Annotated in this window: 10 protein-coding genes; 6 read left to right on the forward strand and 4 right to left on the reverse strand. The window is 44.6% G+C overall.

The window, feature by feature from the left end; translation table 11 throughout:
* The first annotated feature begins 7 nt into the window (after nt 1–7).
* Both JHU38_RS08260 and JHU38_RS08265 read left to right on the forward strand, forming a co-directional pair.
* A complete protein-coding gene (locus JHU38_RS08260) occupies nt 8–787 on the forward strand; it encodes an outer membrane lipoprotein-sorting protein (protein WP_107581327.1) in 780 nt (259 codons plus the stop codon).
* Nucleotide 788: 1 nt separating this feature from the next.
* Complete coding sequence (locus JHU38_RS08265) at nt 789–2,102, forward strand: DUF1302 family protein (protein ID WP_107581328.1); 1,314 nt, start codon at nt 789–791, stop codon at nt 2,100–2,102.
* A gap of 46 nt (nt 2,103–2,148) precedes the next feature.
* On the opposite strand, the gene JHU38_RS08270 is transcribed toward JHU38_RS08265, so the two are convergent.
* Entirely contained in the window at nt 2,149–2,703 is a 555-nt protein-coding gene (locus JHU38_RS08270) for an NUDIX hydrolase (protein ID WP_107582324.1), read from the reverse strand.
* A 156-nt stretch (nt 2,704–2,859) separates the two neighbouring features.
* Here JHU38_RS08270 and JHU38_RS08275 point away from each other — a divergent pair, with 156 nt between their 5' ends.
* The 4 genes from JHU38_RS08275 to JHU38_RS08295 all read left to right on the forward strand — a co-directional run bounded on the left by JHU38_RS08275 (nt 2,860) and on the right by JHU38_RS08295 (nt 6,421).
* Nucleotides 2,860–3,015: a hypothetical protein gene (locus tag JHU38_RS08275; RefSeq protein WP_158267273.1), complete on the forward strand. Its 156-nt coding sequence runs from the start codon at nt 2,860–2,862 to the stop codon at nt 3,013–3,015.
* Between the two features lie 902 nt (nt 3,016–3,917).
* Nucleotides 3,918–4,208 carry a TOTE conflict system archaeo-eukaryotic primase domain-containing protein gene (locus tag JHU38_RS08285; RefSeq protein WP_107581331.1) on the forward strand — a complete coding sequence of 97 codons (291 nt, stop codon included), beginning with the start codon at nt 3,918–3,920 and terminating at the stop codon, nt 4,206–4,208.
* A gap of 206 nt (nt 4,209–4,414) precedes the next feature.
* Nucleotides 4,415–5,896 (forward strand): DUF3843 family protein, encoded by a 1,482-nt coding sequence (locus tag JHU38_RS08290; protein WP_107581332.1) that lies wholly within the window; start codon nt 4,415–4,417, stop codon nt 5,894–5,896.
* A 12-nt stretch (nt 5,897–5,908) separates the two neighbouring features.
* The gene (locus JHU38_RS08295; RefSeq protein ID WP_107581333.1) at nt 5,909–6,421 is read left to right on the forward strand and encodes a DUF6155 family protein; all 513 of its coding nucleotides are present in this window, start codon (nt 5,909–5,911) and stop codon (nt 6,419–6,421) included.
* Between the two features lie 566 nt (nt 6,422–6,987).
* Here the strand turns inward: JHU38_RS08295 and cas2 are convergent.
* From cas2 to cas9, 3 genes are read right to left on the reverse strand one after another with little or no spacing between them, the layout of a single operon-like run.
* Nucleotides 6,988–7,329 carry a CRISPR-associated endonuclease Cas2 gene (gene cas2 / locus JHU38_RS08300; protein ID WP_107581335.1) on the reverse strand — a complete coding sequence of 114 codons (342 nt, stop codon included), beginning with the start codon at nt 7,327–7,329 and terminating at the stop codon, nt 6,988–6,990.
* A 6-nt stretch (nt 7,330–7,335) separates the two neighbouring features.
* Nucleotides 7,336–8,268 carry a type II CRISPR-associated endonuclease Cas1 gene (cas1, locus tag JHU38_RS08305; RefSeq protein ID WP_107581336.1) on the reverse strand — a complete coding sequence of 311 codons (933 nt, stop codon included), beginning with the start codon at nt 8,266–8,268 and terminating at the stop codon, nt 7,336–7,338.
* 13 nt (nt 8,269–8,281) lie between these two features.
* On the reverse strand, nt 8,282–12,733 hold the full coding sequence (cas9, locus tag JHU38_RS08310; RefSeq protein ID WP_107581337.1) for a type II CRISPR RNA-guided endonuclease Cas9: 4,452 nt from the start codon (nt 12,731–12,733) through the stop codon (nt 8,282–8,284).
* Nucleotides 12,734–13,176 lie beyond the last annotated feature (443 nt).

Below are 13,176 nucleotides of genomic sequence, written 5' to 3' on the forward strand. Positions count from 1 at the left end.
AAATCCAATGAAAACAAGACATTTCATACTATCGCTCATCGCCCTGATGGCGGTCGGCGGCGCGCAGGCAGCCCAGCTGTCGGGCCGAGAGATCATGCAGAAAGTAAAAAACCGGGCCGACGGCGACAGCCGTTATGCCGCCATCGAGATGACGCTTATTCAGAAAAGCGGCCACAAACGGGTACGCAAACTGGAGTCGTGGGCCATGGACATCGGTAAGGACACCAAGAAAATCATGTTTTTCACCTACCCCGGCGACGTGAAAGGAACGGGCTTTCTCACCTGGGATTACGACAACACGGACAAGGTAGACGACAAATGGCTCTATCTGCCGGCCATGAAAAAGACCCGCCGCATCAGTGGAAAGTCGTCCAAGACCGACTACTTCATGGGCAGCGACTTCACCTACGACGACATGAGCACCCGCAGTGTGGACGAGGAAAAGCATACTTTCGTGCGAGAGGAAACGTTCGACGGACACCGTTGCTGGGTGGTGGAGTCGGTGCCTTATGGCAAGGACGACATCTACACGCGACGTGTCACGTGGATTCGACAGGACTGTCTGATACCGGTCAAAGCCGAATATTACGACAAACTCAACAAGCTGCACCGCAGTCTTACCATCTCCAACATAGAGAAAGTACAGGGCTTCTGGACGATGCACTCCATGCAGATGGAGAATGTGCAGACGGGGCATCAGACCCTCATCCGCATGAGCAATCAGAAATTCAACGTGAAGGTGTCGCCCAACCTCTTCACCGTTTCCAAATTGGAGAAAGGACTCTGACATGAAACGGCTGCGATTATGGATTCTGCTGCTTGTGCCGTTGCTCTCGGCACGGGCACGCGCGCAGACCGACACGCTGCTTCAGACGACGGCCGACATGGAGCGGCAAGCCATCGAACGGGAAGCCTCCGACGCCTCGGACGACCCGTCGCTGCAAGTCAGGGTGAAAGGATTTCTCGATACCTACCACGCCGTCAGGACTGAGGGTAAGGCCGATTGGATGGCGTCGAGGACACGGGCACGCGGCGAAGTGACGCTCGAGAAAGGGCCGGCCTCGCTTTTCCTCTCGCTCAACGCCACCTACAACGCCCTGCTGAACGACCGCACGGGACTGGAACTGCGCGAGGCTTACCTCTCTTATGCCAAAGGCAACGTCGACCTGCGCGTGGGACGACAGATCATCGTGTGGGGCGTGGCCGACGCCCTGTGCATTACCGACTGCGTGTCGCCGATGGACTACACCGAGTTTCTGGCACAGGACTACGACGACATCCGCATTCCCGTCAATGCGCTACGGGTCCGATACACGTGGCGAAGCCTCACTTTGGAAGCGGTGTGCATACCCGTCGGCGCGTTCGGCATTCTGCCCACCGACCCACACAACCCATGGGCCCTGCGACCGACAGCCACTTCGTTACCCTATACCATTGATCTGGAAAGCGGTCGACCGGCCAAGCGGCTGGCCAATATGGAGTTTGGCGGTCGGCTGACCCTGAACCTCAGCGGACTTGATCTCTCGCTGAGTGGCCTGCGCACGTGGAACAAAATGCCGGTCGTGGCAGCCCATATAGCCGACGACGGACGTTCGCTGCGTGTCGACGGGCTATATCGGCGCATGACCATGATAGGCGCCGACTGCGCCTTACCGATCGGCCGGTTTGTGCTGCGGGGCGAAACAGCCTGCTACTTCGATGAGCCTCAGGAAGCTACCGTGGATATGGACGTTCTGCGCAGCAATGTGCTCCACGCGCTCATAGGTATAGACTGGTTTCCGGGTCACGACTGGAACGTCAGCGCTCAGTACGCCCATCGGCATTTGACGGGCCGCCCCGATAACGCCACAGTCTACCGCAACACCGGCCTCGCCACGGCAAGAATCGGCAAAGAACTGCTGCGCAACACGTTGAAACTGTCGACCTTCGCCTATATCGACGTGACAAACGGCGGTGTCTTCAACCGCTTCTCGGCTGCCTACGCCCTCAACGACCAGATTGAACTGACCGCAGGCTACGACTTTTTCCATGCCGACAAGGGGAAGTTCGCCGCGTATGGAAAGAACTCCGAGGCATGGGTAAAACTGAAATACAGTTTTTAGTGCCCGATGAATTGTAAAGGACTTCGTGAAAAAATGGTAGCGGTTTTCACTTCAAGTCATAGAAGAATTTCCACAACGGAGCCACCATCATGACCTGGAGAAACGCTCCGCTTTTCAGCATTTCGAGCACCTCAGCCTTATCCACGAGATAGACTTTCAGGTCTTCCGTAGCGTCGAAATGCGGAGTTCCGACGCGTTCCACGTCTTTGGCATAGTAGCTATAACAGAAATTGTCCATCGCCCCCGGATTGGGAGCCACACGCAAAAGCTCTGTCCACACGCCATTGCCATATCCGGTCTCCTCCATCAGTTCACGTCGGGCCGCCTCTAATGGCGTCTCTCCCGCCTCCACACAGCCGGCGGGAATCTCCGTCGACATCACGCCCAGACCGTGACGGTATTGCCTTTCCAGGATAATCTTGCCGTCGGTGGTCTCGGCTATCACGTTAATCCACGTGGGATAATGCAACACGTAGTATTCGTCGTGTATGCGGCCGTCAGGCAGTCGTACCGTGTCGCGCCGAGCGTTGAGCCAAGGTCGGGAGATGATTGGCTCCGTCGCCAGCACCGTCCATTTCATATTGTCATCATCAAATTTCATAGGCTGTTGAGTATATCTTTTTTTCAAGCAGAACTTAGCTGTCTGTAAAGATAACACAAATAGATGAGAATACAATTATTCCGCTGTGCCGAATATAATTGCAGTGTAGGGTATATTCGAGGAAGTAAAATAAATTTATAGTAGAATTAAAATAATATGGAATGGACAAAAGCAACTGAACCTATAGTAGAAGTAGAACTTTCTGAATCATCTAAGGGTATTACTAAGGATATTATTGAAGAGATGAAAAGTAGATGGTGCTGCTCCGATTTTGGCTTTTGTAAAGAAAGTAGTAAGAAAAACGACCTCTAAAAATCTTTCAGTTAGATCGAAAAATAAGGCTGAAAGGTCGCTTTATGCCCCTATGCGATGCCATTTTTAACTCATTTCGAGATCAAAGGGCTGCTTTTACACACAGAAAGCTATGCTTTGACCTCTTCATTGCTATGCTTTTAGCAACTCAAAAGGCTACTTTTAAAGGGTATTTTCGACATTTCAAGTTGTTTTTTAACAAGAAAGGACTTTGCGTTTTTTGATAATTTATTGATAATCAGAGCACTGCTTGTTTTATAGAAACTTTCAAAATCCTACGTTTTTAGTCACGAACTTTATTCTCGAAGCAAATTTTGATAGTGATTTGTATATTTTTTTACGGGGAAATATAGTGTAAGAAGGAGTTTGAAGGTATCTTGCAAATTATTTAGCTGCCTGATCATCCGGAAAATATGGTACAAGAAGGGGCTTGAAGGAGCCCCGGTAAATAATGATAAGAGGAACATCGGGAGAAAGGATTTTCTTCTTGCTTCTCCCTTTTATACAGGACTTTGATTATATTTGCAAAAACTTCTATCGCATTTATGAGAAAAACAGAGAACAAGGAAGTTATTCACACCGGAGAATACAGGGACTGGTTGAAATCTCCAAAGAGAGGATACAACAGAGTCAGATAAAGGCTTCCGTTCAAGTGGACAGCGAACTATTGCACCTGCATTGGCGGATGAGAATGGAGAAGCTGCCGAATACCACTTAGGGAAGCTGTTTCCTCGATACACGCAGTAGATATCTGAAGGCAGAGTTTACTTCCTCGAAAGGCTTCCCCGTAACCAATCTGAAGTATATCAAACGCTTTTATTGCTCTTTTCTGAATTTCGCCACTAACTTGTGCCAAATTGATTAAGGAATAGCCTTCTCGTTCTGATTCAATAGCGCATCCTATGATAAACGAAGAACAATATCACCAAATTCTCCAACGCTGCGAAACTCTACAAAAAGAGAATGACGAACTGAAGGCGTTGCTGCGTGTGCATGGAATTGAATATACCTTAAAAAAGGATGAGGCAGTAGATTCTCTTTATTCTCCAATAATCTTTCCTTCCATACGGCTTACACTTGATGATAAGGTTAAGCTGTTTCGTAGTCTGTTCAAAGGAAGGGAGGACGTGTATGCAAAAAGATGGCAAAGCAGAACTACATGGAAAGATGGTTATCAGCCTGTCTGTAATTAAAAGATTGAACATTATGGGATTGTTTTCGCTTCTCTTAGCTCTTTATACAAGAATATTTACTACATTTGCAAATAATCTTATAGTATTTACGAAAAGTATAACCACAGAATTAAAGAGGTGCTCACCGAGATATCTTTCAGGAGACAGCCTTTTTATGGTACACAAATTATTCCCATCAATATCCAACCCTATCAATTTTATGGATTATGACGACAAAGATTGTTGCACTTGACATTAAGAGAAGACACCCCAAGCGACTCGATTCCAATACCGATTTTGTATATGCACGTTTTGGAAATCAGGTTCTGGCGATTCTTGATCAGCAACTACCGAACAACAGTATAGAAGAAAGAATCGACATTGCCATCACCATCACGCTTTACATGGAAGATATCATTGCCGAGAGCGGGCTGTGGCACGGCTTTGTCATGAAGCATAATGAACTTTACGGAAAGCCTCTTCCTTTCTATTCCATCGATGAGGACGGATATTTTATGAACGAGCCTAACGTTGAAGATATCCAATTTCTTATTTGGAACAGTTTGTCTCTTAATGAAGGGGAACTTATTCATCCCATCAATCCGTTTATTCTCCATACGGCACAAGTTTTATTCAACTTCTGCCTGGATCACTTCGAGACGCTGCCTGTCAACGAAGCGTTGCATGACTATTTCCATCGGTGCGACTTCATGAACGACTTCATCACGATGCGCTTCACGCTGGAATGGTTGCTTTTTAGCTGTTACCTTACTTTCACGCCTCAAATCAGTACCCCGTATCAAGATTTACAGGAACAGCTATATGAGAATCTTTATAAAGAAGCGGCCGATATAGATCAGGCCAGATATATGACAAACAGCCTAAGCGTTTTCCTGTTTAAAATAGGCCCGCTTGCACTTTATCCCTATGAATGGCTGGAAAGCATCTTAAAAGCCAACGGGCAAAACAGGTATGCCCGGCGTCTCTCGGACATGGTTTTTGAGAATATCGATTTTTATAAAGTAATCGAAGAACAGGATGAGGGCATACTCTTCAAATCGAGCGACGGCAAAGAACGGTTTGCGGAATACACGGCCCTAAATCTTAAGCGAGGCATGATTGGCAAGACAAACGACATCATCATGTCACTTGTATTCTATCAGGACAGGTGGGAGTTGAACGGTGTCATGAGTACGGTTCCAAACGATAACAACAGCCTTGAAACGGAATCATCCGAAGAAACCGGAAAAACATCCGATATCGGCATTCCTAACTATAAAAAACTAATGAAGCTATCCAGCAACAGTCCGCTTTTCTACTTCAGAGATGAAAAAGAATATCGGGAGTTCCTACTAAAAGATATGGGATTGAAAAATGTCGATTCGCATGTAGGCTTGTTCCAAGGCGACGGTAAAAACATCGTAGTGTTTATTCCGAGTCCGACCAAAGGCTTCGATACTTGTTCCAATGCGGCGCAATGTATTTGTGACAAGCGAAATCCATATTACGTCGCCACCACAGATCAAGCCGAGCAATGGAACTTGTTCATCCATCTTTCTACCCATGAAATGCTCCAATATCTTTTCAAGCATGACATGCTGCCCCATCTCCGTTTCCCTTGTCCTAAGGGATTAGAAGCCGACGCGCACAAAATCGTCACGGAGAATTGGGAATTTCTGGAACGAACTTTCAAGCGTATAAACTATTAAAGCAGACGGACCATGACCAAAGCAAAGTTAAGGAAAAAACTCGATTCGCTTCCAAAAGAAAACGTCATCAACATCATCATGTCTCTCTATGACGCCAGCAAGGAAGCCAAGATGTATTTAGACTTCTACACTACGCCCAACAGCGCAGAAGAGGTCAAACGCTTCAAGAAAATCATTCGCAAGGAGTTCTTTCCCGAACGGGGATTTTCAGAAAAGCCGTCATTTGCCACATGCAGAAAAGCCATCTCAGATTTCAAGAAGATGAAGCCCCAACCTTTCTATCTCGCCGACCTCATGATTTATTACATTGAGAATGGCTGCGAATACACCATGACCTTCGGCGACATGTGGGAACAATACTACATCACACTTGAGACCAACTTTGAGAAGGCCATGAAATACATTACTGAATATGGTCTGCTTGCCGACTTCAAAGAACGCGTTGAGCAAATGCTCAATGCGACGGATTGCGGCTGGGGCTTTTCAGACACCTTGTGGGATATCTACGGAGAGTATAGTAGGTAAAAAGTGTCGATGGTTTCGCGTATGCTGACGGCATGGTCGGGTATCTATAGAGAAAGTTGTCATGTCATATAGGTATTGTCATATTCATAAAGTAATTTTGGCATTATTATCACTATCTTTGTAGTATCAGCAACAACAGGTGGAGCGTAGCAGTTCGTGTAAACTGGTTGTGATTTGCTTGAAAACAACTATCTTTGTAGTATCAACAACAACTGTCGTCCTGTGTTGAAAAACTTAAGCGCTGTTGTGATTTGCTTGAAAACAACTATCTTTGTAGTATCAACAACAACTCTCTTCGGTGGAACTGTTCCAAGAGTGGGTTGTGATTTGCTTGAAAACAACTATCTTTGTAGTATCAACAACAACTTACCGTCTGATTTAGGCCGGCTCAGTATCGTTGTGATTTGCTTGAAAACAACTATCTTTGTAGTATCAACAACAACTCAATATCTATAAAACAGTGATAACCAATACCATACATAGATATTACAAAAAATAAAAAATGGTGCTACAAGACAAAGTCCCACTCGTCAAGGGTGGGATTTTTGTTTTCTATCAAAAGAGGTTTAGAACAGTTCCAGTTGCTGACCGGGAGCGTTAGGAGGCTTCGGTTTCTCGCCATAAAACAGTTGGATGTTAGCAAATTGCTTATCTGTAATACACAAAATTCCGACTTTTCCAAACTTTGGAAGAAATGCCCGGACACGCTTTATATGGACTTCCGCATTCTCTATACTTGCACAATGACGTACATAAATAGAAAATTGGAACATGGTAAACCCATCCTTTATCAAAGATTTACGGAAATCAATATAGGCTTTTTTCTCTTTCTTTGTTTCCGTTGGCAGGTCGAAGAAGACGAGTATCCACATAATCCGATATTCACTGAAGCGATCGAAGCTGGACATAAACGGTTACATTTCCGGATAACTAATGCGACGAACTTCCCCTGCAAAGCATTTCGCAAGAGACGCGGTTGTCTGTTGAGCAGCTATCATCAGCGGACTACGCTTGCCATTCACAATCACATCCAGCATAGGAATTCCCAGGAGTTGCATTTTCAATTCTTTCGTAATCTCTGAAATATCATCATTACGGCGAATGATATCAATAACAAGTTGGTCTATATATGGGCGATAGGGTTCCATAATATCATCTGCCAGACAATAAGCGTTGTAACGATTATGATGATGAATTCCTAAAGTTGGGAGCAAGCCACTCCCCACCAGCGCCCGAGCAATCACAGCACGCAAGATGGCATAACCATAATTCAAGAGATTGTTGGGTGGCGTACCCTCTCGGTCACGAACAAAATCGGGATTATCCATAAAAAGATTACGCCAATAGTAGGCTGCAGCCCTCGCCTCCAGATTATCCGGATCACCACTGCGCACTTCGTTTGCCCATACCCGCATACAATTGGTTTCCTTGTCCGTATTGACTCGTAGGACATGTTCTTGGTTAAGAATCTTATATTTTATAGTTTGTTGCCAAAGCTGTTTACGCAATGGCAGAGAAGACTCCAACTGTGAACGGAATCTTTCATTTTGGGTGGTATTACCACACAAAGGGAGGAGCATACCTACAGGCATACTCTTCTGATCGCAAGTAATAACTGCACAATTATTCTTCAATAGTGCCTCCAACACACCTGATGTAATTGTAATACGCTGGTTATCAAGCATGACCACCCCGATATCTTCTATCGGGATGGTGCGCTCGGCTTCTTTTTTCATCGCCTCAGGTAATGTCTTGTTGCTTTCTACTTCAGGTAAATGCAATACTAATTGTGCATTTCGCAAACTTAGGTAAATTGGATTGCTGAAGCATAAGGTCTTCTTTATCATAGGCAAGAAAGAATTACTTAATAACCCTAATAATATTTCCCAAACGATCTACTTCAAGTTTCCAGCAGACAGCCTTTATCATTTCACCAGTCAAAGCTCGGCCCATCTTATTCATAGATTCAAATTCTACTTTATCATAAAGAGGTTTTACTACGGAATAAGGCAAGAAATAACATTCTTTCCCCGTAGAACTCGCCATCTTATAAATCCTCTCCTTATTCAACCTACATTCTTTCATCAGTTTTTCTTCTTCTGTTGGCACATACACTAAGTCATTAGGTGAGAGATAGAACTTCAATGAAACATCCTTTTCATTCTTCTCCGGCACAGGAGACAATCCTTGTTTCAGTCTCTCTGCCACCTCATTCAAAGGAATGGTGTTATAAGTTCGGGTTCCGTCTTCATCCTCATAGATTGCAAAGTAGAGGTTAGTGCCTTTCTGAGCCTCAACAAATTTATCAGCTTTATTGCCTGTTTGCCCTACCTGAAACTTTGTCCCCATCGGTTCGGAGATTCTTACTTTCAATATTGGTTGATGCATCTTACCATCATTGTACAATGCTATGTTCTGGTTCATCTCGGCAATCCCCTCTGGTGTAAAGGCTATTGCAGGATCCCCTCCTTTCGCTTCAAGGTAGTTGAGTAATATTTTCTGAATACCCGTATCGGTAATAGAGCCTATGCGTTTAGTATCAAATGATGTGTCGAGCGGTTTCCTTGTTGCCACAAGTGGTTCCTTCTCATCACTGAATCGCCATACTTCCACCTTATCCACATTCTGCTTGTTCCAACGATAATCAGTACTCCTGAAATGAGCAAGCAACTGTTTGGTATTGAAATTCCTTTCCACCAAGCCGTTAATATAATCACGCAGTTCCTTGTTACAAATAAACGGAATATTCTCTAAGGCATCCTTCAGCTTGATAAACGCTTTTCGCCGAAGGTTGACATGTCCAAAGACGGTTTCTTTATGCATCGGCTTTCTCACCGCCCACATCTCTTTATTTTTCTGTTTTGCCATGGTCTTCTTACCATCAGTATCATATCGCTCATAGTAATTGGTAGCTTTATTGATAACGCGAACATAGTTCTTGAAGCTGACTACCACGTCCTCCAGTGCCGCCCGAGTATCCTGCGTGAAACTCTCCCATGGCTTGCGGATAATTCGGTTCTTATCACAAAGCTGCTGTCGCAGGTCTTCGCGCTTCTTCGGACTATTGGCCGACTCGTTATTAAGATAATTAATAATATTGCGAGAGGCACACGCTATCACCAAAGCATCCATGGCATGGTGCCGGTGATCAATACGTTTCTTGTTGAAGCCACGTTGCAGTTCCAACGGAACAGAAGTTTGGAAGACTCGTTTACCTTCCTTATTCTCCCAACGGCCGAAAGCATCCGACTTTGTCAACTCATTGAGACGTTCAAAGCGAGAATAAACAATACTATTCCAAACATCATTCAATCCCCAGTCTTTCTTCAATCTGTCAGTAATGCCACCCGTACAAGAAACAACAAACTTTGATGTTGCTTCCATTTCATCCTCCGTGCGTACGATATTTGAAAGTAAAGTTCTCACCACCTTACTTATGTATCGGCTGTCATTCAGCTGACGGTTCAGGAAGTCTTGTGGTATATCTTCCATCAAGAGTTTCTCCTTTTTATACTTATTATTGGCATAATGATCTGTTACGAAAGCCTTATATTCACTTTCACTCAGCACCTTCACATCACCCAACAGCGTGCAGTGAACAATCTCCCCGCCATGATTCTTGATAAACTCATAGCCTAACATATTGCTCTTCAACGCGTTCACTTCCGACTCACAAATCACCTTGTTATTAAAAGAATCATCAAAGTACCGACTCTGCGGAATAATATGTTCTATCTGATAAGCCGAAGTAAAGAGTTTAGACAGAGAGATAGGCTTTCCCGTATAAGGCGAACGATATTTCTGTTCCAGCCAGAGTTTATACTTCAAAAGCTCCTTTGCCGAAGGTTGCGACATCTTCGATATCTTGGAAATCTCCTCATAATCATTGTCTTCCTTGGTCAGCTCCTGCAATGCCCCTTCTTCGTAGATACGCAATATTTCCTGTTGCATGGGCGAAGAAGGGCGCACATCCTTGATGTCCGTGTCATTTTTCAGTTCCATCAGCAGATTCTTGATGCGCAGATTGGTATTCTCATTTCTAAGAATATTCTCTGTCATACGGGCACGCTGATCGGATGTACTCTTCATACTGCGCCCAAGTTCTACATGAATCTCATCTATACGTCCGGCTTCCTTCCATATATTATGAACCGTTCGGAGTGTTTCGAGGATGCACTGTTCCACAATAGGATTACGAAGCGAATGCTGTTTAAAGCCTTTGATATATGCCATCAGATTTTCCGGAGTTTTCCAATGTTTTATTTCTGTAGCTTCCGAATGACGGCCATACACCACATAGCATGCCAACCATTCGGGTAAACCTTGGAAATCGGACAGTTCACCTAACGAATAAGCTGTATGGTTCATTCGTTCTCTGATTTTTTCTTCTACATCCCCTTGTAGTATATGCTCTATCCGCTTCTTTGTTTCTTTACAGATATCATCTTCGTGCCAGCAACTCCCCATACGCATGACAGCCAATAGCTTCTTTACAGCCTTTTCAGAGTAGGCTCCATAATCTTTCTTGAATGGTTTCACTTTTAAGAAAGCGCTGACAAACTCTTTGTCGTCCTTCAGTTTACGCAACGCCCCCTCGGCCTCATCCTTAACTTCCACCGAGTAGAGCAAGTGCCAAAGGCGATATTGCCGTGCAGTATCGTCGAGCCAGCTACGTTCCATACCAGCCCTGTCAAGTGCCATAAGCAGTTCGTGGCGTGTTTCGTTGCAAGGATATTTTTTCTCTTTGTCTTCGATGTAATTCCAGCGGACAGGGAACTCCTTCTCGCTCCCTCGCTTTACTTTCTTCAAATTGAAAAAATCTTTCAGCAAAGTTTCTTGAGTAATATCCTTTCGATTGTTCAAATAAATGAATAATCGGGCATAATCTTCCTTTGATGGCAGATACTCAGCGGTTACTTCCTTGTCATCTGTCCTGTCATACAGTCGGAGATTAAGGACGAACTGCCACAAACGAAACTCCTGATAATAAGGATTCGACTTCGCTATACACTTGATTCCCTGTCGCTTTATCTCTCCCGTTTCTTTATCCACATATTCATAATGCTCGTAAGGGCAGTCGGCTATCAACGATTTTTTGCTTTTCAGCGGACGCTGATAGAAGATAAGATCTGTCAGAAGCAGGTAAACCATATCTTTCTTCAGCAAGCTGTCCCGATGGGGCTGATTACTTCTGTAAAGTTCCTCCGCACACTTTTCCAGCATCTTCTTGCATTGCAACTCCTCGTGATACTTGCTTTGCTCGCGCAAGATAGCCTCTAATTCCTGCTTATAATATTTACGTTCGATGGTACGGATAAAGTTTCCACGAATCTTGTCCGTCGGTTCTGCCAGCAGATGGTCGTAGATAAAGGCACCGACTGTCTTGCCCGACGCTTCCAACTGGCTCTCTGTCCGTTTCTTTCGCAGTCCCCAATCGTCCTCGCCGGGTGCACGGAACGAACGTTTTACTTCTCCATCCTTATCTTTCTTGAGTGTTATTCCATCTTTCTCATATTCCGTTGTGACAACAAACTGTTTTATCTTCCCTACCCAATCGCTCAAATCAATCTTGCTGGGACGATGATATATCCATCCGTTTTCCAACTTTACGTTATACCATGTGTTGCCTCCTTTTCCTTCTTCCGCGGCTTCCACGCTGACAACTTTCAGCTCATAGTATTCTTCACGCTTGGTTGGATTCTCTTCCTCCTCTTCTCCACGCAACTGATAATAGCCGCGTTTCTGATTGAAATTGAGTAGTATCCACGCCAGCTCCTCTTTCCGAATAGGTTGCGTGAGAGCTTTCTTTCGCAGGTAATAGAGTGTCCAGTCTAATGGAATTTTCCTTCCGTCTGCGACCAATGCCGGCTGATGATGAGCAAAGTCTACCATCATTGCGTGAAAAGAATCCATAAAAAGGAAACGCATCGAACCATCTTCCTGCCGTTCCCATGCCAACTTCGGTTCGCCGTGATAGAGGAATTTGCCATAAGTAATGGGGGCTTCTTTGTTCCATCCGATGGCCGAATCATAATGAGGAGGCAGAAAACCCATCACATGTAGCACCCTGTGCAATCGCTCACGCCGTAACAAAGAACGCTCCCTTATCCTCCGCACGCCGCGGAAGCTCGTGCGGATTTTCGTCTGCGACTCTGTTACTCCCTTGTCAAAATTACCTAAAGTGTCCTGACTCATGGGGATAATACGACTACCCAACTTAATGTCGTGCAAATAATTCCCATTGTCATCAACAGAGACTTTAGCCCAACCAATACTATTGGTTCCCAAGTCTAATCCAAGAATTGTTTTCATTTTCTTACTGTTTTATTTGGTCCTTAGTTATTAATTCTTTATATTTGCCACAGTTTTTCAAGCAAGTCACAATAAGGATTATTCCGTTGTGCAAACAATCAAGGCGGGGCAACTCGCCTTTTATGTTATACGAGCCTATAGCTCAGACTCTGCAATATAGCACCTTTTAATCTGTAGTCTATTTCGGTATTGATTATTATCATTTCATTTTAATTCTACAAATATAGTATTTTATCGCTTGTTCCCATCTTCAAACACGATATTTTTAAAAGGATATCATCGTTATTCCAAAGTATCTATATTGTCGGCGGCTGAGAAGACATTTGCGACAGACGGCTAAAAGATTCGGGCAAGCAAACGGTGTTAATAATCAAAAACTGTAAAATAAGGGGTCAGTAGAAAATTAATGGGGACAGGTTTACAAGTATCAATGATATCTACCG

The organism is Prevotella illustrans, assembly GCF_017426725.1.
GTDB lineage: Bacteria > Bacteroidota > Bacteroidia > Bacteroidales > Bacteroidaceae > Prevotella > Prevotella illustrans.

Coding starts and splice junctions, on each gene's coding strand:
- JHU38_RS08260 (WP_107581327.1), top strand. CDS start 8: ATGAAAACAAGACATTTCATACTATCGCTCATCGCCCTGATGGCGGTC.
- JHU38_RS08265 (WP_107581328.1), top strand. CDS start 789: ATGAAACGGCTGCGATTATGGATTCTGCTGCTTGTGCCGTTGCTCTCG.
- JHU38_RS08270 (WP_107582324.1), bottom strand. CDS start 2,703: ATGAAATTTGATGATGACAATATGAAATGGACGGTGCTGGCGACGGAG.
- JHU38_RS08275 (WP_158267273.1), top strand. CDS start 2,860: ATGGAATGGACAAAAGCAACTGAACCTATAGTAGAAGTAGAACTTTCT.
- JHU38_RS08285 (WP_107581331.1), top strand. CDS start 3,918: ATGATAAACGAAGAACAATATCACCAAATTCTCCAACGCTGCGAAACT.
- JHU38_RS08290 (WP_107581332.1), top strand. CDS start 4,415: ATGACGACAAAGATTGTTGCACTTGACATTAAGAGAAGACACCCCAAG.
- JHU38_RS08295 (WP_107581333.1), top strand. CDS start 5,909: ATGACCAAAGCAAAGTTAAGGAAAAAACTCGATTCGCTTCCAAAAGAA.
- cas2 (WP_107581335.1), bottom strand. CDS start 7,329: ATGTCCAGCTTCGATCGCTTCAGTGAATATCGGATTATGTGGATACTC.
- cas1 (WP_107581336.1), bottom strand. CDS start 8,268: ATGATAAAGAAGACCTTATGCTTCAGCAATCCAATTTACCTAAGTTTG.
- cas9 (WP_107581337.1), bottom strand. CDS start 12,733: ATGAAAACAATTCTTGGATTAGACTTGGGAACCAATAGTATTGGTTGG.